18 protein-coding genes and 1 riboswitch are annotated in these 19193 nt (G+C 59.6%); of the genes, 10 read left to right on the top strand and 8 right to left on the bottom strand.

Going from position 1 to position 19193, the window contains the following annotated elements; translation table 11 throughout:
* Positions 1-184: 184 nt before the first annotated feature.
* Positions 185-2329: a fused MFS/spermidine synthase gene (locus NZK35_RS11775; protein ID WP_259632730.1), complete on the top strand. Its 2145-nt coding sequence runs from the start codon at positions 185-187 to the stop codon at positions 2327-2329.
* A 126-nt stretch (positions 2330-2455) separates the two neighbouring features.
* Here NZK35_RS11775 and NZK35_RS11770 read toward each other — a convergent pair whose 3' ends face one another.
* Positions 2456-2839, bottom strand: a complete 384-nt coding sequence (locus tag NZK35_RS11770; protein WP_095740868.1) for a hypothetical protein — start codon at positions 2837-2839, stop codon at positions 2456-2458.
* The gene (locus tag NZK35_RS11765; RefSeq protein ID WP_259632729.1) at positions 2836-3360 is read right to left on the bottom strand and encodes a lactoylglutathione lyase family protein; all 525 of its coding nucleotides are present in this window, start codon (positions 3358-3360) and stop codon (positions 2836-2838) included. The genes NZK35_RS11770 and NZK35_RS11765 overlap by 4 nt, the downstream gene beginning before the upstream one ends.
* A gap of 987 nt (positions 3361-4347) precedes the next feature.
* Here NZK35_RS11765 and NZK35_RS11760 point away from each other — a divergent pair.
* Both NZK35_RS11760 and NZK35_RS11755 read left to right on the top strand, forming a co-directional pair.
* The gene (locus NZK35_RS11760; protein ID WP_259632728.1) at positions 4348-4668 is read left to right on the top strand and encodes a flagellar biosynthesis anti-sigma factor FlgM; all 321 of its coding nucleotides are present in this window, start codon (positions 4348-4350) and stop codon (positions 4666-4668) included.
* Between the two features lie 220 nt (positions 4669-4888).
* Positions 4889-5437, top strand: coding sequence for a Fur family transcriptional regulator (locus NZK35_RS11755; RefSeq protein ID WP_095740872.1), 549 nt, complete (start codon positions 4889-4891; stop codon positions 5435-5437).
* Between the two features lie 157 nt (positions 5438-5594).
* Here NZK35_RS11755 and NZK35_RS11750 read toward each other — a convergent pair whose 3' ends face one another.
* Positions 5595-6029, bottom strand: coding sequence for a hypothetical protein (locus NZK35_RS11750; protein ID WP_259632727.1), 435 nt, complete (start codon positions 6027-6029; stop codon positions 5595-5597).
* 390 nt (positions 6030-6419) lie between these two features.
* On the opposite strand from NZK35_RS11750, the gene NZK35_RS11745 reads away from it, so the two are divergent.
* Together NZK35_RS11745 and NZK35_RS11740 are read left to right on the top strand one after the other, a co-directional pair.
* Positions 6420-7307, top strand: a complete 888-nt coding sequence (locus tag NZK35_RS11745; protein ID WP_259632726.1) for a tetratricopeptide repeat protein — start codon at positions 6420-6422, stop codon at positions 7305-7307.
* Positions 7308-7960: 653 nt separating this feature from the next.
* The gene (locus NZK35_RS11740; protein WP_259632725.1) at positions 7961-8284 is read left to right on the top strand and encodes a hypothetical protein; all 324 of its coding nucleotides are present in this window, start codon (positions 7961-7963) and stop codon (positions 8282-8284) included.
* A 67-nt stretch (positions 8285-8351) separates the two neighbouring features.
* Here the strand turns inward: NZK35_RS11740 and NZK35_RS11735 are convergent, their stop codons facing one another.
* From NZK35_RS11735 to NZK35_RS11725, 3 genes are read right to left on the bottom strand one after another with little or no spacing between them, the layout of a single operon-like run.
* On the bottom strand, positions 8352-9296 hold the full coding sequence (locus NZK35_RS11735) for a DUF21 domain-containing protein (protein WP_259632724.1): 945 nt from the start codon (positions 9294-9296) through the stop codon (positions 8352-8354).
* Entirely contained in the window at positions 9293-10585 is a 1293-nt protein-coding gene (locus NZK35_RS11730) for a CNNM domain-containing protein (protein WP_259632723.1), read from the bottom strand. The genes NZK35_RS11735 and NZK35_RS11730 overlap by 4 nt, the downstream gene beginning before the upstream one ends.
* Positions 10586-12352, bottom strand: a complete 1767-nt coding sequence (locus NZK35_RS11725) for an ABC transporter permease subunit (RefSeq protein ID WP_259632722.1) — start codon at positions 12350-12352, stop codon at positions 10586-10588.
* 253 nt (positions 12353-12605) lie between these two features.
* On the opposite strand from NZK35_RS11725, the gene NZK35_RS11720 reads away from it, so the two are divergent.
* Positions 12606-12800: a Flp family type IVb pilin gene (locus NZK35_RS11720; protein ID WP_095740877.1), complete on the top strand. Its 195-nt coding sequence runs from the start codon at positions 12606-12608 to the stop codon at positions 12798-12800.
* A 243-nt stretch (positions 12801-13043) separates the two neighbouring features.
* Positions 13044-13958 (top strand): NAD-dependent epimerase/dehydratase family protein, encoded by a 915-nt coding sequence (locus NZK35_RS11715; protein WP_259632721.1) that lies wholly within the window; start codon positions 13044-13046, stop codon positions 13956-13958.
* Between the two features lie 128 nt (positions 13959-14086).
* On the opposite strand, the gene NZK35_RS11710 is transcribed toward NZK35_RS11715, so the two are convergent.
* Together NZK35_RS11710 and NZK35_RS11705 are read right to left on the bottom strand one after the other, a co-directional pair.
* Positions 14087-14905: a DUF4465 domain-containing protein gene (locus NZK35_RS11710; RefSeq protein WP_259632720.1), complete on the bottom strand. Its 819-nt coding sequence runs from the start codon at positions 14903-14905 to the stop codon at positions 14087-14089.
* Between the two features lie 80 nt (positions 14906-14985).
* Complete coding sequence (locus tag NZK35_RS11705) at positions 14986-15810, bottom strand: DUF1559 domain-containing protein (protein ID WP_259632719.1); 825 nt, start codon at positions 15808-15810, stop codon at positions 14986-14988.
* A 139-nt stretch (positions 15811-15949) separates the two neighbouring features.
* Positions 15950-16229: riboswitch (cobalamin riboswitch) on the bottom strand.
* Positions 16230-16281: 52 nt separating this feature from the next.
* Between NZK35_RS11705 and kdsB the strand changes: the two genes are divergently transcribed.
* Genes kdsB through NZK35_RS11690 form a run of 3 tightly spaced genes read left to right on the top strand, consistent with a single transcriptional unit; the run spans position 16282 to position 19159 of the window.
* Positions 16282-17130 (top strand): 3-deoxy-manno-octulosonate cytidylyltransferase, encoded by an 849-nt coding sequence (kdsB, locus tag NZK35_RS11700; protein WP_259632718.1) that lies wholly within the window; start codon positions 16282-16284, stop codon positions 17128-17130.
* On the top strand, positions 17127-18767 hold the full coding sequence (locus tag NZK35_RS11695) for a CTP synthase (protein WP_259632717.1): 1641 nt from the start codon (positions 17127-17129) through the stop codon (positions 18765-18767). Before kdsB ends, NZK35_RS11695 begins: the two co-directional genes overlap by 4 nt.
* Before the next feature lie 20 nt (positions 18768-18787).
* Complete coding sequence (locus NZK35_RS11690; RefSeq protein WP_259632716.1) at positions 18788-19159, top strand: DUF1844 domain-containing protein; 372 nt, start codon at positions 18788-18790, stop codon at positions 19157-19159.
* Positions 19160-19193: the final 34 nt, after the last annotated feature.

Genomic DNA, 19193 nt, shown 5'->3' with positions numbered 1-19193 from the left:
TATTGGGCTTTAGCCGCCCCCTGTCGCTGCGTCGCAGCGACAGGGAATCGCCTCAAGGCTAAACACCAACGGTTGCTGAATCCATTTTTACCGATGCCCGTGCAATTCGCACCCAACGCGCTTTTGAGCCGTTTTTTGGCAATCCCTGAAATCCGAATGACGCATGAGGGAAATTTTTCAAGCCATGTCCAAATCCATTAGCGGCCAACCGTCATCACCCTCACAAACCGAAACCGCCGGCGTTGATTCGGCGCACGGGCGGTCCATGATCTGGTTCGCCGCAACCATTCTGCTCGGCGCGTTCCTGGTTTTTCAAGTCCAACCGATCATCAGCAAGTGCGTGCTGCCCTGGTTCGGAGGCACACCGGCGGTCTGGACGACTTGCATGCTGTTCTTCCAGCTCTTGTTGTTCGGCGGTTACCTCTACGCCCACGTGCTCCGCACGTTCTGCAATCCGTTCGCCCAGGCCGTGATCCACTTGCTGTTGCTCAGCGCCGCGGCGCTGGTGTTGCCGATCGAACCCTCCGATGCGTGGAAGCCGACCGGCAGCGAGACGCCGACGCTGTACCTGCTGTGGATGCTGGCCAGTCACGTCGGGCTACCGTATTTTGTCCTCTCCAGCACCGGCCCGCTCGTCCAAGCCTGGCTCAGCTTTCACGACAATAGCGAACGTGTCTACCGTTTGTACGCCCTGTCCAACGCGGGATCGCTGTTCGCGTTGCTCAGCTATCCGTTTCTGTTTGAACCCGTGCTTTCGGTGTCGACACAATCCAGCATGTGGTCACTGCTGTTCTGCTTGTTCGCGCTCGTCCAAGGTTACGTCGCGATCAGTTTGTTCCGCATCACCGACGACTCCACCCGTGCAGCCATAACAGGCCCCACGGGCGATTCACCCACGCCGGCAATCGCTTCGACTTCGGTTTCCGCCAACATCCAAGCGGCCTGGATCGCGCTGCCCGCACTCGCCTCGGTGATGCTGTTGGTGGTCACCAATCACGTTTGCCAAGACATCGCCGTCGTGCCGTTTCTGTGGGTGCTTCCGCTCAGCCTGTATCTGGCCAGCTTCATCGTTTGCTTTGACTCGCCGCAGTGGTACCGTCCCAAACCGATCGCCGCGGTCACACTCGCCGCGCTGGCGCTGATCCAAGGCAAGACGCTGTTGCCGGGCAGCATCCAGTTGATCGCCGAAGCCTGCTGCTACATGGTGATGCTGTTCGGGGCGTGCCTGCTGTGCCACGGCGAAGTCGCCCGGCTGAAACCGGGCACCGACAGACTGACCCAGTACTACGCGATGCTGTCGGCCGGAGGCGCACTCGGTGGTGTGATCGTTGCCATCCTCTGCCCGCTGCTGTTGAACAATCACGCCGAGTTGCCGTTCTTTGTCGCCCTGGTCACCGCGTTGACGTTCCTGCTGTTCTTCGCCTGCAAGACCTGGAATCGCACCGAATACGACTGGGCCGCCGCGGCGCGTCTAAAGTACGGCGCGATCGTGTTGATGATCGCCCCCATCTTGACCATGGCGTTTGTGTCCAACAATCACACCATCGCATCGCAGCGCAATTTCTTCGGCGTGCTCAAAGTCCGTGAAAAACCGCTCGGCACCTGCCTGGTACACGGCAGCACCTTGCACGGAATGCAACGTTACGCACCGAATCAATCTCAACCGACCACCTACTACGGGCACGAGAGCGGAGTCGGCCACGTCATCAAAGCCTTGCAACAACAACATCCTTCGCTACGGATCGGCATCGTCGGACTCGGATGCGGCGTGCTGACCACCTACGGTCGCCCCGCGGATCACTTCGATCTGATCGAAATCAACCCGGCGGTCATCGACATCGCCGATCGATACTTCACCTTCATGAAAGACTGTCCGTCCCAGATGACACGGCACCTCGGAGACGGCCGCTTGGTGCTCGAACGGATGCCCGACGCCAAGTTTGACCTGCTGGTTCTTGACGCATTCAGCAGCGATGCGATTCCCGCCCACCTGCTGACACGGGAGTCGATGGCGCTCTACAGAACCCGACTGGCCGAAGGCGGAGTGTTGACCGTGCACACGTCCAACAACCACTTGGAACTTTCACCGCTGGTGCACAACCTCAGCCGCGACGCCGGCTTGGAAAGCCGCATGCTCGAGGGCATCGGAGACGACTCGATCGGCACGACCCACTCCACCTGGATGATCATCGCCGCGCCGGGACACGCGATCTTCCAAGCCCCTTCACTGGCCGCCGCCACGACAGCGACCGCCGACGAACTGCGCGACGCACCGCTGTGGACCGACCAGCACCACAATCTGGTCAGCGTGCTGCGACTGTGGCAATAGCAGATCAAGGTGAAGAAACCTTCCCTGGCAGCATGGGTGTCGACAAATCTCAAGTCACCTTCCCTGGCAGGGAAGGTCGAGCGGAGCGAGGGGAGGATCAAGCCCAATGCCACTTACGTAGACACTTCAACCGGCGAAGTGATGGATCGCGTACTTGCCATCGATCTGTTTCTGAACGGCAAAACGGAACGTCGACTTCTTGTGGCTCGCCGATTGGCGGTCACTCGGCTTGCTTCCGCCTCGAGACCAAACGTCGTACGCGGCCCGACTCACGTACGTGGAGTGTGGCCCTGCGTTGGCAAACTCTCTCTGGCGCTGGTGGATCTCGCCGGCAAGCATCGTCAATTCGGCCCGCGTCAGACAGATCACGGAGCTGATTTGCACACTCCGTCGCTGGAAGACGGTTTCGGCCTTCTTCTTGGCTAACTCGTTGCCGACGAAGACGTGGTCCTTCCAAAACTTTGACGTGAAATAGGTTTGTGCGTCGCTGGGATTGAATCGGTTGGTCATTGTTGCCCTCGTGCTGTGTCGGCATCTTCCTGGTAGGCACCGGCAGAATACGTCAGTTCATAGCTGTGAGAATAGATTTCGATCAGATTCCCAAACGGGTCTTCACAGTACACCATCCGGTAAGGCTTTTCGCCGGGATAGTACTCGCGGACGGGCATCCGTTGCTTCCCTCCATTCTCAACGATCTTCTTCGCCAGCCCCTCCACATCAGGGTCCTGGACGCAAAAGTGAAACACCCCGGTCTTCCAGTACTCGAAGTTGTTTTCGGGCTTTTGGGCATTCTCAAACTCGAACAACTCGATGCCAACCCGGTCGCCGGTGGCCAAGTGGGCGATTCGAAACCGTCCCCACCCCTGCCCGAACACATCATCACACATCACGCCGATCGCGGAATCATCGGAGACAATTTCGGTGGGAGGCATGATCACATACCAGCCCAACGTCTTCGTATAGAAGTCGACGGCTTGATCCAGGTCCGTGACCGAAATGCCGATGTGGGAAAACGTGCGGGGATAGGTCATGACAGGCTTTCAATCGAGGGCCGGGTTGGTGAAGCGGCCGTTGGTCTTCAGATGCACCGGCGCGCACTATCCATTAGAACGGATCACGTCACGGTGATACCCTATTGCCAATCACTTTTGTGGCGGAATCAGGCCTTCGTCAATCAGAGTGACGAGCAGCGTAAGCTGCGAGAGTTGGATCTCAGTCCCCGTGGCTACGATGCGATTGGAACGCGCGTCAGCGCCGATCGACAGCCCGAGACGAACGGCCGTCTGAGTAGCCGCTCGAGTATCGGCTGGATCACAATTGCGTCGTGATCGGCAAGAGAATAAGCGAACGCTTTTTGTTTGTCTTGATGTCCTGCCACACGCTCCATTTTCTTCAGCCTTTGCGTGACAGCAGAAAGTTCCTTTTCAAGCGCGACGATGCGGTCATCACTTGAAGGTTTGGTCTCTTGAGGCGTTTGTCCAGTTGATGGCGCAACGCCAAGCGTTAGTGCGCACAGAAGCGTGCCTAAACAGAAGTACCTGAACCTTTGAAGGCGTCCCAAAGTTGACGAAGGAAAAAATGTCGGAAGCACTCCCCTCGCTTCGCTCGACGCTCCCGCCAGGTGGGTGACTTGAAAACGGCACAACCCCGCAAAGCCGGGGAAAAATCGACTTGCAATTCCCTCGTCTGCTTTGCTACCGTCGCTGCGAGTGTCTCGGGTTGACCCCGGAAAGTTCACGAATGGACTCAACTGACGCGGAGCGGCGAGCCGAAACCTATACTGTTTCCGCTGCTCGCGCTTAGCAAAAGTCTCTTCAAAGCTGTACGGATTGCATCCTGGGACACGGATCGCGGCGCTGACGGTCGATGCGGAAATGACTGAAGGGTCGGTGGGGGTTCCCCCATCGTTCCGGTCCGGCCTACGTCGCCTAAATCCCCTCATTGCTATCAACCGATCTGTTTCAACAGTCGTTTGCCGGCGGTGGGGTAGTCCATTTTGTCTCCGGAGCATCGCTCAAATGCAGATTTACGGTCCCTATCGGGTTTCCACCACACAATCCGCTTCCAACGTCCAGTCCACTTCGCAAGTCGATCGCGGCTCCGCTGCGTCCAAGGTCGATCAAGCATCATCGCCGTCATCGGCGGGCCCGGTCGACCAGCTCGACCTCAGCCAAGCGGCTACCTCGGCCAATCGCATTGAAGGCAACGCTGCGGTCGCCGGCGAGGGCATTCGATTCGAACGAGTCGCCGAACTGCGGCGGCAAATCGCCGACGGATCCTACGACTCGCCCGAACGGATGGACGCCGCCCTGGATCGGTTCTTGGACCTGCTGGGTTAATAGCCTTTGACACTTCACCTAACGGGGCGTTTCTTGGTAGCGGAAGGGCGCTCACTCTGCCGTGCCAAAGTAAGTGGCAATCGGAAGACAGGCCCCCGGCGAAGACAGCCATTGACCGGTCGTGTAGACTCTTAGATGACCGGACTCGTCGACATAGCGTTTCGAGAGGGTGCTCGCCCCGCGCTGACGGGCTGATTCTACGTTCCCTCTGACACGCACCATGGCTGAATTGTCGGACTCAACCTCCGAAACGGCGAACTCGAATTCCGAAACGGTTGCGACGAAAGTCGAGCCGTTGGAGGTTTCGCTTTCGCCCCAAGAACGGTTCAGCGAGTACCTGCAGTCGCGCGGGCTGCGGCAAACCAGCCAGCGAAAATTCCTGATCGACCAGGTGTTCAGCCAGCACGAGCATTTCGACGCCGAAGAGTTGATTGAACGGCTGCCGCGGCGGGGGGAAGCGAACTACGTCAGCACCGCGACCGTCTATCGCACCCTGCGTGAATGTGTCGACGCGGGGCTGCTCAACAGTTTTCAACTCGACGGACGCACCGTCTACGACCACGATTACGGCTACCCCCAGCACGATCACCTGTACTGCACACGGTGCCGAAAATTACTGGAATTTCAAAGCGACGAACTGGTTGAAATCCGTGACCAAATGGCCGCCTTGCACGGCTTTCGTGTCGAAAGCCACCGGATGATCATCAGCGGCGTTTGCCGTGAATGCTCGCGGCGGCGGCGAAAGAAACGCAAGCAGGACCTGGTGTAGCGGGAACCTCGGGTACGTCAATGTTTTAGCGAGGGCGCTGCGGAAAAGGGGGCAGACCCCAATAGTGCGAAGCACCCTTCGGGCCGTTCCGGCTATTGGGGTCTGACCCCTTTTCGCGAATCTCTCATCGACCCGAACATTGAAATGGAACAAAGCACTAGGGTGCGATCTGTTTCAGGATCGCGGCGAACACGGCGTCGTTTTTGTCAAAATCACGACTCTCGGCCTGTATCTGAACCATCAGCACATCGTCGCCGTCGGGGTCCCCATCGGTCCGCAGAATCACGATTCGGCTGACGATCAACAGATCCAGGTAGTAGAACCTCAGGTCCGTCACCGGCGTTTCGGCCGGCAATACGTCGAGAGTGACATCCTCACGCTCCAGGTCCTCGTAATCTGCCGCGATCGCATCGACGATCTGCTCGATCAACCCCGGGACCTCGTCAGCCTTGGTCCGTTCGATCGAAAAAAATCCTCCCCCCGGAATATCCAACGTCGCCCCCTGGTCCCCTTCCTCTTCGGCACGGTCGGCGACAGTCCAGTTGTCGGGATAGAGAAAACGGAGTCCGAAAGAATCAAATTGAGCAGGCATCAAATTGGCGGGCAAATCAGGAGGCTGTAAAAGGCGCAATTGCAGTGCAACGCATTTCGCTGGTATTTCTTGTTTCTGTCAATGCGTCGAAGTGCCAAAAATACCGTCCGCCGTCACGGGCCCCCCTCGGCGTCGACCTTTTCCAACCAGCCTCGTCCGGTGACCAGCTTGCGTTCGATCCACCGCCCCAAACCGACCCTCGTGGCGCCGGCGTGCAACACCGGCCCCCGGTGGAACGTGTGGATCGGGCAACGCTGTGAAGCATTTTTTGGCGGTGGGGCGCGAGCCCTCCGGTGTTTTGGCAAAGATGCGGAACCGGAGGGCTCGCGCCCTGCCGCTAACACCTTAAAAAACGCCGGGAAAAAATGCTTCACCGCGTTGCTGGTCGCTGTGGCGTTGCTGTCTCTGCTGTGTTGCAGCGCAGGCTGCCGTGCGATCCATGGGATTGGCGAAAGTCGTCAATCGATCGCCGCGCGAAAGTTGTCGCGTCAGGGGCTGCAGAAAATGCGAGTGGGCAAGTGGACCGACGCCGAACAATTATTTGGCGAAGCCCTGGCCCTGTCAGACAAAGATGATCGGGCCCATCGCGGTCTGGCGGAGACCTATTGGAATCGGGGGCAGCGTGTTTCGGCGATCGAGCATATGGAAAAGGCGGTCGCGTTGAGCGCCGGCGATCCACGCTTGGTCGGCCGACTCGGTGAGATGTACCTGCAAGAAGGGCAACTCGAAAAAGCGGTGACGCAAAGTGAAATCGCGCTCGCCTCCGAACGCAACTCCGCCGAAATCTGGACCCTGCGGGGCGATTGTCTGCGACAGAAAGGAAACGAAGAAGAGGCGTTGGCGGCCTACCATCGCGCACTCGCCCTGCAGCCGGATTATGTCGAAGCCAAGCTGCATGTCGCCGAACTGTATCTGAACAGCAATCAGTACGATCGCATCCTGGCAACACTCGACCAGCTCGACCCGGTCGGTGACGAATCCGCCGCGCCCACTCGGGTACACATGCTGCGTGGGATCGCGATGCGGAACCTGAATCGCCCCGATTTGGCGGCAAAACACTTTGCCAAGGCCGCCGAAAGTGACCCGCTGCGGGCCGAGCCGCATCTGCAACTGGCCGCGATCGAACTCGAAAAGGGCCGTCCCGACCTGGCCAGCCGATCCGTCGCCCGCGCCCTCCAACTCGATCGCCAGCTGGTCGAAACGAGCGGCTGGAATGCGTACCTGATGTCACCGGAACAGTTGGCAGCGCAGCAAAACGACGACGAAACACGTCGCTAAGGCCCGCCCCCGACCGCGCCGGGGACTGTCCACATTGACGCGGGGACTGTCCACATTGACGTCTGGGGTCTGTCCCCGGATGGCGCATGGAGTTAGCCCGCGTCTCGCGGGGTCTGTCCCCGGTTCGCCTTGAGGTGAAGTCACCCTCCCTTTGGGAGGGTCGCGGAGGAGTTTGCGACGACGCGGGGAGGGTGCTTTGGCGTCGTTATTGGCACCGGTGGGTGCGGGGCCGCGGAAACCCTCCCCTCGCTGCGCTCGACCCTCCCGCACACGGGAGGGTTACTTCTTAACTTGATGCGTATGGGGGTCTGTCCCCGTTGGGAATTGGTGCGGGGTCTGTCCCCGGTTGGGGTGCGCCGCGGCCCGGTGGACGCGGTCTGACGATTGTGCCGATTGTCGGGCGCTGCCTGCTGCCGGCGTGCCCGTAACCGGAACCTAACGCGCAGGAACGGGGCTTCCCCTGATTGGACGGGACGATTTTTGGGCTCTTTGGACGCGCCTTCCCCTCCAATGACCTACGGTTGAGTGACAAACTGCGCGGGACGAGGTGAACTCGGCCACAACGGCAACGTCGCCGATTCCGTCATTATGGACAAACAACGGAAGCCGAACCCTCAATCCTTCCACAGTCCTTTTTTGAACGAGAGCTCTTCATGTCGCTATTCAATGCTGCCAACGCAACGCCATCGAGTGATTTCGCTGCTTCACCCATCGCCCCGGGCGTGACAGGGCAGGGCAGCGGTCACGACCGATCACGAGGCAACGAGTCCGGTGAGTTCGTCGATCGACGTCGCGAAGGCGGGTCACAGGCGGGATCCGAGCGACGACAATTCGGCAGCTCACACGACGGACTTTCCGACGCCGGACGCGAATTGGCACTGGCAATCGACCAGTACAAACTCGAGCACCATCGCCGGTACATCACCTGTGACGAAATGCTGTTGGTGATCACCAAGCTCGGTTACACGAAGTCATAGCGGCTGGTGTCGCGATTGCCGAGAACGAGTGATTCGAAATGGCAAGCAAGATACTTCCCCCACTTTGCTACTTGTTCATCGGCAACAAGAGCTGACGTCGGGTGACGACGGAGCGGACCTCATCGTGATCATCGCATAACAGCGCGACCTCGCTGGCTTCGTCATACAGCTTCAGCAACGTCGTCAGGTGACGTTCGGCCAGATTGACTCGGATCACCGGTCGGATTTCCACCTGAGCTTTGCCGGTCGCCAGTTCGGAGTATCTGAGGTAGCCGACGATTTTCTTTTTCTGTTGGACCAGCACGATGGCGTGGTTCTGACGTCGGGCTGCTGCAGTCGTGGCGATCTTGTCGATCGGCAACTCGACCGTGGCCAATCGATCCAGCGGGACGGCGAACGAGACGGCGAGTTCGTTCCCCACGTCGAACAACTTGCCGGCAAGCGAACGCTGGCCCGAGTGCAGGATGCCCGCTTCTTCTCCGGCGCGGAACAATTGTGCCAGCTCCCCGCGTGCCATCGCGACGGAGATTCGAAACGGCGCCTGGCCGGTCAACGCACCCAGGGCGGCCGCGAGCACGCCTAACAGAATCGAGACCGGCAGGAACAGCACCGTGGCCAATAGCAACACCGGTCGCACCAGTGTCAACAGCCGGTACGGGGCTTGAAAGAACCAATGCTTGGGCAGCAATTCGCCGAACACAAACACGACGGGCGTCATCAGAATCGGCCCGATCAGTTCGGCCGCGGACGAGTCACCGAAGAGTGCGATGACAGCCAGAACGATGGAAAAACTGGTCAGGAAATTCGCCAAGTTGTTTCCGACCAGCGCCGTCGCCACGAATAACACGGGTCGATTCAAGACCCAAATCAGCGCGCGGGCGCTGCGGGAACCGTCCAAGCCGTCGAGCACCAAACGGGTGCGGGAGACACGATACATTCCGGTTTCGCTGCCGCTGAAGAACGCGCTCAACACGAGACCGAACAAGAACAGCACGATGGCGAAAAAGATCATCGGAAATCCCTCTCGTCGTGTGAATGCGGTGCATCGGATTCCGATTGCCGCCGGACTTCGATTCGCAACGCCCCCTCCTGTTCTTCGACGACCGTCAGCAGATAGTCTTCCAGCGTGGCTTGATCGCCCAGCCGTGGCAAGCGTTCATTGTGCCGTTGAATGAACCCGGCGACCGTGGCCACCGATTCGTCGGGGACGCTGACGGCCAATTGCTTGGCCAACTGACGCAGCGCAATGCCTCCGGCGACACGATACAAATCGGGCTCCAGTTGCTCAATCGCGGCCGAATCGGTGTCTTCTTCGAACTGGTCATGTTCGGGCGCGAGCAGGCGCCGAAAGATCCGGTCGATCGAAAGCGCCCCGATCCCATCGCCATATTCGTCGACCACGATCGCGACACTCAAATCGTTCTCGTTCAAGAGATCCAAGACACGTGCCACACGCGCGGACCAGGGGACATAGATCACCGGTTCGACCAGATCTTCGAAATGATCGATCTGACTGGGCCGCAACATTCTGACGCCGAGCGCACCGACCATCGTGTCGCCCGTTTCGTCGGTGATGATCGCGTAGCCGCCCGGCGGCGATCGGGCGAACAGGGCATCGGCTTGGATCGGGGATTCGACCAGGTGCAAACGACTGCGGGGACGCATCAACTCACTCGCCCGCATCTCCGCAATGGCGACCAAATTCTGCAGCGCCAAACGCTCCCGTTCCAACAGCGCGGCATCGTCGGTGCCCAGTTCCACGGCGCGTTCGATGTCCACCAAGTCGATTTCATTCTCGGGCTGAAACGACGGCCAAAGCAATCGGCCGGCCAACAGATTGGACGTTTTGATGATCGGCAGCAACGGACTGACCAACCGCACCGCCAAATTCAAGACCGGCGCGATCAAGATCGAAGCCTGCATCGGAGCCAACAACGCCAGACTCTTGGGCAGCATCTCGCTAAAAAAAATGATCGTCAACAAACTGGCCGACGTGAACAACAACGCCACGCTCGCCCCGGCATCGACGGAGGCATCGAGCCGGCTGGCAACGATCGAAGCGATCGCGAAGTAGGTCATGTTGATCAGCAGGTTCCAAAACAGAATCGCCGACAACAATTTTTCCGAATCGCGGAGCATCCGATCGGCGATCCGGCCGCCGACGCCACCGCGCCGCAGTTGCCGGCGCTGTCGCAGAGTCAACGAGAACAGGGCCGCTTCGCTGCCGCTGAACAACGCACTCAGCAGAATCAAAACCGCCATCGGCACCAACCAGCCGACGTACTGCAACAGCTCGCTCAATCAGCCATTTCCCTCGGCCCCTCGATCGCGTTCGAGCGACACATCAAATTCGCTGAGAGCGGGGATCATCAACGCCGCAATCGTGAACCCGTAGCCCACCGCCATCGAAAAGAAAACGAACAGGTGGTCGGTTTGCAGCAAGAACTGAGTGATCGAATAAAACGTGATCAGGGGAAGCGTGAAGGACGCCAGGAAGATCGCCGAGGAAGGATTCCGCCAGCCCAGTGACGCGAACAACGCGGCACCGCCGCCAAGAATCATGACCAAAAACGGCGCCAATTGCAGCTGAAACGCCCCCCGAAAACTGACCATGATCGTCATGCAGATGGCGATCCCGACACAGAGAAAAAAGACCGTTCCCAGACTCGCCAGCGTCGCCGTCCGACCGGCCACGTAATTGAGCCCGGCGTGAATTCCCAGCATGCTGACGAACACGTACAAGATCGCCGCCCCCAACATCGCATAGACCATATTTTCATACGTCATCACGCCGTTGACGGCCAGAAACAACAACAACGCCAACGGCAACAGAATCATCTCCTTGCCGACATACAGCACCCCCAACAATTTGCCGAACACAAATTCGCGGGGACTTAAATCCGTGACCAACAACAGATCCAGCGCCAGACCGTCACGTTCGCCGGTAACCGCATTGACGGCCAACGCGTTGATCAACACCAGACTGACCACGCCGATCGCCGCGACGGGCAATGTCGCCGCCGGCAGCGCGCGACCGATCCGGGCCGCCGGCTCGTAGGCGGTCCCGTTTTGCATCTGTCCGTAGATCACCGCGGCGCCCAACAGAAATAACAATCCAAACGCGAACCGGATCACAACGACCTTGCGACCATAGGCCCACGTGCGGACTTCGCGCCAGAGGATCGGGTTTTTCCAAACCTGCCGCGGCGCCCGGACTTTCCAGCTGCTCGGCGTCTGCTGGGTTTCCATCTCTTCGCTCGTCTCCGGCTCGGGTGCTTTGAGCCGCACTTCGCGGGACGGGTTCCAAACACGCACACGGGCGACTCCGACTGCCAATACGGCGACGGAGGCGATCAGCGTGGCGGCGGTGAACGACCAGACTCCCAGCGACGTCTGCGGCGAAAGACTTCCCAGCGGCGACGCCGCCGCGGCAAGCGCTCGTACGGGGCTGAGGGCCAACACCAGAACCTCGGGCAAATTCAACGAGCCGATCGCAATCTCGCCGGCACCCAACAACATCAACAAGATCAATACCGTCAACGCGATCGCCTGGAACGTCTTCTCACGCCACAACCCGACCACGGTGCCGATCGAACCGGCAAAGATCACGGTCGCTGCCGTCACCAGAAAAACCGAGAACACCTGTCTGGGTGAAACGCCGCCCAACAGCGGCAGCACCAAGAACAACGGTAGTGCGGCGAGCAACATGGCCAACGGCCCGAGGAGTGTCGCGGCCAGTTTTCCGACGACGACCTCAAATCCGCTCAGCCGCGTCATCAGCAACAACAGCAGCGTCCGCCGGTCCTTTTCCTGCGCCACACTGGCCGCCGATCCCACCGCCGCCAGACTGGACAGCACCAACAACTGCAGCGGGGCGAGCAACAAGAACATCCAACCGCCGAAGCGGGCCGAATCGGACACCGTCGCCAACGACCGCGAACCGTCCAGCACCAGGTACCCGGTGCACAGCAGCCCGAAGAGCGCGATCAGATACAAGCCGCGAGCCAAATACGTCTTGGGACGCTTGGGAACAACGGTCGCCTCGCGATTGAATACTGGACCGATCATGTGAGCTTGGGTGGGAGGACGAAACTGGCACCAGGGTAAAACGCGGACAAGCCGATGACAATGCGCGATCCGAGGGCATCATCGAGCCGGGGATTCCGAAATGACGCTGTAATCCCTACCGAATGCCCCCCGCCATCACGCTCAGGCTGGCAAAAAGTGTGCGTATTCGAGGTGAGTACGCAGATTCCTGGCCTATGTTTCGTTGGCTGTGCCTTTTCCCCGAGAAAACCAACCAAAAAGATATATTCCCACCATGACCAACCAAGACCCACTCCCCGAGCGACAGTCGCTGTGGCGGGATGAGGAGGGCACAACGGCAGTTGAATACGCCGTTATGCTCGCCCTGATCATCGCCGTCTGCGTCGGCTCGGTCGCCACGTTAACCACCGAAACCCAAAAAAGCTTCGACGCCTCTGGAGCCGCGATTTCCGGCGCCATGGGCAACTAATTCGCGGATGAACCGCCCGTGGGATAAGGCTTCCAGCCTGTCCTTTCCGAGCTTGACAGGCGGGAAGCCTATCCCACTTCGAAGCTCCGACTCGTCACCTCCACGCCTCCATCACGACAACCGCCTTCGCCGGCAGCCGGATCGGATCCGCTGCCAATGCTAGAGGCGGTTGTTTGCTGCGCGATTGCATGTTTCGATAGGGCGTTTGATCGCCCGAATTCCACTCGCAACAGGCACTCCCCCATGCGCATCGCACTCACCGGCGGCACCGGATTCCTGGGCCGCTACCTGATCCGCCGGCTTCTCAACGACGGCCACACGATCAAGGCGTGGTATCGCACCCCACCGGCAACCGCACCCGAATTCGACCCCATCAACTGGGTCCACGGAGAACTCGGCGTCCTGAACCATGCCGAACAACTCGTCGAAGCTGTCGATGCCGTCGTCCATGCGGGTTTGTTTCGCCGTGGAGTGTCGTTCATGGACAGCGGCGACGACCCACTTGAGTACTGGCAGCGCAACGCGACCGGGTCGCTGCAATTGCTCGACGCCGCCGAGCGGGCCGGCGTCAAGCGATTCCTGTTCGTTTCCTCGGGTACCGTCCACGACACCGTGTTACCGGACCGCCCACTCGATGAAACCCACCCCTTGCTGCCGTCAACGCTCTACGGCGCCTACAAGGCATCGGTCGAAACCCTGGTGCACCACTACGGCGCTAGCGGAAAACTGCTCGCCGCCACGGTACGTCCGCCATCGATTTATGGCCTCGCCGATCCCGCCCAAGACTCACGCTGGTTCGACCTGGTCGCCCAGGTCTGTGCCGGAAAAGACGTCCAAGCCGGCGGCGGCAGCAAAGCCGTCCACGCCGACGACATCGCCAAAGCCGTCTCACTGCTGCTCACACAAGACGACGCGATCGCCGGCCAAACTTACAATTGCTGCGACCGGATGATCAGCGATTTTGAAGTCGCGACGATCGCCAAACGCATCACCGGCAGCTCGTCCATCATCAGCGGCCAAGCCAAAACCGCCAAACACGAAATCGTCACCGAGAAATTGCAAGCCCTGGGCATGCGATTCGGCGGCACCGAGTTACTCGAACAAACGATCGCCGAGTTGGTTTCGGCGATTCGACAGGACGCAAGCAGTCCGGTTTGAGATCTGCTGAGTCAACGGTGAGCCGCCGGCGTAAGGCCAATACCGCTAAATCGAGAAGCGAACATGAACCGCTATCGCTCCCCCTCCCAGCCAAGATGCGGATGTCCCCGTTTCGCCTGCCCGGCGATTTAACGCCGACGTCGCAAGGTGAATACGCCACCGACGAGCGCCAAAAATCCCGCCGCCGTCGGCTCGGGGATCGCCGTGACGGAGTACTGCAAATTGTCGATGAACAGATACATCGGCGTGTTGATTCCGAACTGTCCCGTGTCGCTGGACTGGAATGTCAGGTCGATTGAACGAGCGTTCCCAAGCGGAGTCAAATCCTCATTCACCTGCCACGTGTTGACGATGTAATCTTGGCTCTCGTCGCTGAAAGTGTAATCGGCCAAATCCAAGGTCACCGATCCGGTCGCGGCGCCTGCCGCGTTCACGTCGCTGTAGCCGGTCAGGATCACGCGAAAGAAGTCGGACTCCGATCCACCCGCACCGCCGAACTCCTTTGCGAATGCGTCCCCGTCACGCATCGACAAATAAGGGTACGTCCCGTTGGTCCAATCGACGCTTTCAACCAGGGCGCCCGTCGGCAGGTTGATCGTCGCGCCAGAGCCGAACGCCAACGCGTAGCTTTCACCACTAACCGATCCGCCGACGCCGTTGCTGCCGCCGCCGGTGATCGCGGAATGCTCGTTGCTGAACCCAGGCGTCGTCGTATCGGTGGTGTTGCTATACGCCCAACCGCCCCAAAAACCTACAAACGTGGTTTGATTGCTGAATTCAAACCCGTCCACAGTCCACGGATCATTGTTGATCTGTGACGTGTCGCCTTTGTAATACGATTCGGGCGTGGTCAACAGGTTCTCAAACGTCACGGTTTCGGCGCCGGCGATCGAACAGAGCGACCCGGCGGCGAACAGGGCAAACAGACATTGGCGAGAGACATTCATGGTGAAACGATTTCGTTGTTGTGAATCTTGGAGTTCAAATGTTGGGTTCAGATTGATCTGCGCGTCGACACGACGGGCACCTACCAGGCGTCGGCCGGGATCACTTCGTGGCCGTCCCGCGTGATCAGTTGGCCGAGCACGATCTTGTCGAGCGATTCGTTCAACAGATGCACACTGCCGTCGAGGAACAGCACCATGGCGCCGGCGGGATGCAGCGATCGGATTTCGTTGTCGCCCACCCAAGCACGATCATCGTTGATCGGATGGGATTGAACGAACACGTTTCCGCCGTTGATCCATTCGCTGTCCGGCCCCACCATGTCTTCGCCGGTGGCCATCGTGTTGGACAGACCGTCCAAACAATCGCGATAGCGGATCCGCTGTTCGTACAAGAACACTCCGTCATTTGGTCGCCGGTCGACGATGCGTTCGCCGAACAGGCCGCCGTAACTGATCTCGGCGCGTCGATTCCCTTGAGGAATCTCCGTCGGGCACAAATACGATTCGACCACCACCGCAGCCGCATCGGCGTTTCGCGGATGGTCAAATGCGTAGTTGAAATCGACGGCCTCGTACAACGCCTGCTCGCCCATCTGTGGCAACAGAAACGCCGACCAAGCCAGATTCTTGCGCGTGCTCGGCTGCCCCCAAAACCGCCACTCCAAACATCCGATCGGCAACGACCGGTGCATATTGTGATACGAGTGGAGCGCCACACCGATCTGGTGCTGGTGGTTGCGACAATTGGCCTGACGAGCCGCCTCGCGGGCGAACTGGACCGCCGGCAACAACAACGAGACCAGGATCCCGACGATGGCGATCACCACCAACAGTTCGACGAGCGTAAACCCGATGCGGATCGGCCCGGTGGCGGCGCCACGGTTTTGACGGTTACGGTAACGCATGACCAGACTCGGATGTCCCGGCGGCAGCGAACGCTCTAGTGTACAGACCGCTGCGCGCATCCCGCATCCGCACGTGGGGCGGTGCAGTCGTGCGTGCGCAAGCCAATCTGTTGACGCCGACCTCACCCTGGAAGATCCCTGAAGCGTCCGTCGGGTGGTAGGTCTTCTGACTCCCGATGAAGTCCTGACGCTTCGCCTTCTCGTCATTCGGTCGTCTTGCATCAAGCAGGATGATCCGCGGACAATGGCTAAAAGAGTGAAGCGTGGACGGCTGATCCCCGCGTCGCCTTTGTTCAGACGACGTGAAAACCAACAGCATCGGTTACAGCGGCCGGGCCGTCTTGGAGTTTCACCAAAGTTCCCTGTTCCCGCGGACGATTCATCACCGCCCGATCGGCACCACCAAACGTTGATTGCGAAAGGTAGACCCGCCCGCGCCGACTGTCAACCGTTTTCCCGACACGACCCAAGATGCCCGAAACCCAAATCGTGCTGCCCGCACGCCTTGCCTCGACCCGATTGCCGGAAAAACTGCTGCAGAAAGTGGCCGGCAAGAGCGTGTTGCGACACACCTACGAGTCGGCCTGCCGGGCCGCATCGGCGTCGGCGGGCGTGATCGTCGCGGTCGACGACCGGCGGATCGCGGACGAAGTGGAATCGTTCGGGGGCCGCTGGATCATGACCCCAACCGATTGCCCCAGCGGCACCGACCGCATCGCCCTGGTCGCCGACCAGTTTCCCAGCACCGATATCTTCATCAACGTCCAAAGCGACGAACCCGAAATCGACCCGGCCGCGATCGACGCGGTCGCCGAGACGCTCGCCGACGATCCGCAGGCCGACATGGCGACCGCGGGGACGCCGATCCGGTCGGCCGAGGCGCTGCACGACCCGGCGATCGTAAAAATCGTGATGGCGGATTTTTCTGCGACCGGGGGCGAGACAGAGCAGGGCAGCGTCGCGGCAGGCCAGGGCAGGGCGGTCTACTTCAGCCGCGCCTGTGTCCCCCACCGTCGCGGCGGCGACCCGGCCGAACTGCTCAGGCAATCCCCGCCGATTTACTGGCACCACCTGGGGCTTTACGCCTATCGCCGCGACTTCTTGTCCTGGTTCGCCGGCTCGCCCCCCAGCGTGCTGGAAGAAACCGAGAAACTCGAGCAGCTGCGGGCCATCGAAGCGGGAAAAAAAATCGTCGTCGCCGCAGTCGGCCCAGCGATGCCCGGAATCGACACGCCGGAAGATCTTGCCGCGTTTCGACGTCGCTTCGAGGATCCCGCCACTTCCGGTTTTTCCTCAGCGCGGTATCATCCGCGTCCATGACCAAACACATCTTTGTAACCGGCGGGGTTGTTTCCTCGCTCGGAAAGGGCCTGACGAGCGCCTCCCTGGGCATGCTGCTTGAATCTCGCGGATTGCGAGTGCGAATGCAGAAGCTGGATCCCTACATCAACGTCGATCCCGGCACGATGAGCCCCTATCAGCACGGCGAAGTCTACGTGCTCGATGACGGCAGCGAGACCGATCTGGACCTGGGGCACTACGAGCGTTTCACCAGCGGGGCGCTGACACGTGACTGCAACTACACGACCGGCCAGATCTATCTGTCGGTGATCGAAAAGGAACGCAAGGGACGCTTCCTAGGGAAAACCGTCCAGGTCATTCCCCACATCACCAACGAGATTAAATCCGTCATCTCCCGGATGGGCGGCGACGACGTCGACGTCGTGATCACCGAAATCGGTGGCACGGTCGGCGACATCGAAAGCCTGCCGTTCCTCGAAGCGATCCGTCAATACTCCCAGGACGTGGGCCGCGAAAACGTCCTGTACATGCACCTGACCCTGGTGCCCTATCTGAAAGCCGCCGACGAGCTGAAAACCAAACCGACCCAACACTCCGTCGGCCAACTTCGCGAAATCGGCATCCAACCCGACGTCCTGGTCTGCCGCTGCGAACACTCGATCAGCCGCGAGGAGCGTGACAAGATCGCACTGTTTTGCAACGTCCCGACCGAAGCGGTGATTGAGGAAAAAGACAAGGACTTTTCGATCTACGAAGTCCCGATCTCGCTGGTCGACAACAAACTCGATGAACTGATCGTCAAGAAACTCGGGCTGCCCAGCAAAGCGTTGGACATCACCCCCTGGACCGACCTGCTGCATCGCCTGCGCAACCCGCGCCACGAAGTCAGTATCGCCGTCGTCGGCAAATACGCCGAACACAAAGATGCTTACAAATCGATCTATGAATCGATCGACCACGCCGGAATGCACCACCAGGCGCAAATCCGCATCGGCCGAATTCAAAGCAGCGACATCGAACGCGAAGGATGCGAACGTCTGCTCAGCGGATTTGACGGCATCCTGATCCCCGGCGGCTTCGGCGAACGCGGGGTGGAAGGCAAAGTCCAAGCCATTCGTTTCGCCAGGGAACGCGGCATCCCCTTTTTCGGCATCTGCCTGGGCATGCAGTGCGCCGTGATCGAATATGCACGCAACGTCTGCGGCCTGGAAAACGCCCACTCCAGCGAATTCGACAAAGACACCCCGCACCCGGTGATCTGCTTGCTGGACGAACAGCAAAACGTGACTCAAATGGGCGGCACCATGCGACTGGGCAGCCAACCGACGCACCTGTCCGAGGACAGCCGGGCGCAGCAGTGCTACGGGGTCGACGACATTCACGAACGCCACCGACACCGCTACGAATTCAACAACGCCTATCGCGACCAATTCCGCGAACAGGGCATGAAATTTTCGGGAACCAGCCCCGACGGAAGCCTTGTCGAAATCGTCGAATTGCCTGACCATCCCTGGTTCCTGGCCGTACAATACCACCCCGAATTCAAGAGCAAGCCGCTGAAGGCGCATCCGCTGTTTGCCGGATTCGTCGAGGCCGCGATTGAACGAGGAACACGTAAACACGAACGTGAACAGCCCGCCGTCAGTCAACGTTAATCCCCACGCCTGAAACCCCCATGTCTGAAAACAACGAAGAACCGGAATTGGTCGTCGACAACGATTGGAAATCGCAGGTCGAGAAAGAAAAGACACTCGCCGAGGAACCCCAGCAAGCCGCCGAGGAAGACCCCACCGGCGACCTGCCCCCGGCGTCCTTGGCGATGCTGATCAGCACCTTTTACAGCCAAGCGATGGTCGCACTGGGCGTCATGGAAAACCCCGCGACCGGCGAAAAATCGACCGACCTGCGGATCGCCAAACATTTCATCGACACCCTGGAAATGCTCGAAGAAAAAACCAAGGGCAACACCGACAAAGACGAAGACAAGATGTTCGACGAAGTCCTGCATCTGCTTCGCATGGCCTACGTCGGCGCCAAAAAAGCGTAACGATCGGCCATGACTGTTGGTGTGCAGGCTTTAG

Origin of the sequence: Stieleria sedimenti, assembly GCF_025060895.1 — a bacterium.
Lineage (GTDB): Bacteria > Planctomycetota > Planctomycetia > Pirellulales > Pirellulaceae > Stieleria > Stieleria sedimenti.
This window is presented reverse-complemented; position numbering and strand designations above follow the sequence as displayed.

Bases quoted from the DNA above. Each gene is read 5' to 3' on its own strand.
- NZK35_RS11755 (WP_095740872.1), top strand. From the start codon at position 4,889: ATGGCTGAATTGTCGGACTCAACCTCCGAAACGGCGAACTCGAATTCC.
- NZK35_RS11710 (WP_259632720.1), bottom strand. From the start codon at position 14,905: ATGAATGTCTCTCGCCAATGTCTGTTTGCCCTGTTCGCCGCCGGGTCG.
- kdsB (WP_259632718.1), top strand. From the start codon at position 16,282: ATGCCCGAAACCCAAATCGTGCTGCCCGCACGCCTTGCCTCGACCCGA.
- NZK35_RS11750 (WP_259632727.1), bottom strand. From the start codon at position 6,029: ATGCCTGCTCAATTTGATTCTTTCGGACTCCGTTTTCTCTATCCCGAC.
- NZK35_RS11720 (WP_095740877.1), top strand. From the start codon at position 12,606: ATGACCAACCAAGACCCACTCCCCGAGCGACAGTCGCTGTGGCGGGAT.
- NZK35_RS11775 (WP_259632730.1), top strand. From the start codon at position 185: ATGTCCAAATCCATTAGCGGCCAACCGTCATCACCCTCACAAACCGAA.
- NZK35_RS11765 (WP_259632729.1), bottom strand. From the start codon at position 3,360: ATGACCTATCCCCGCACGTTTTCCCACATCGGCATTTCGGTCACGGAC.
- NZK35_RS11725 (WP_259632722.1), bottom strand. From the start codon at position 12,352: ATGATCGGTCCAGTATTCAATCGCGAGGCGACCGTTGTTCCCAAGCGT.
- NZK35_RS11735 (WP_259632724.1), bottom strand. From the start codon at position 9,296: ATGATCTTTTTCGCCATCGTGCTGTTCTTGTTCGGTCTCGTGTTGAGC.
- NZK35_RS11705 (WP_259632719.1), bottom strand. From the start codon at position 15,810: ATGCGTTACCGTAACCGTCAAAACCGTGGCGCCGCCACCGGGCCGATC.
- NZK35_RS11695 (WP_259632717.1), top strand. From the start codon at position 17,127: ATGACCAAACACATCTTTGTAACCGGCGGGGTTGTTTCCTCGCTCGGA.
- NZK35_RS11770 (WP_095740868.1), bottom strand. From the start codon at position 2,839: ATGACCAACCGATTCAATCCCAGCGACGCACAAACCTATTTCACGTCA.
- NZK35_RS11760 (WP_259632728.1), top strand. From the start codon at position 4,348: ATGCAGATTTACGGTCCCTATCGGGTTTCCACCACACAATCCGCTTCC.
- NZK35_RS11740 (WP_259632725.1), top strand. From the start codon at position 7,961: ATGTCGCTATTCAATGCTGCCAACGCAACGCCATCGAGTGATTTCGCT.
- NZK35_RS11715 (WP_259632721.1), top strand. From the start codon at position 13,044: ATGCGCATCGCACTCACCGGCGGCACCGGATTCCTGGGCCGCTACCTG.
- NZK35_RS11690 (WP_259632716.1), top strand. From the start codon at position 18,788: ATGTCTGAAAACAACGAAGAACCGGAATTGGTCGTCGACAACGATTGG.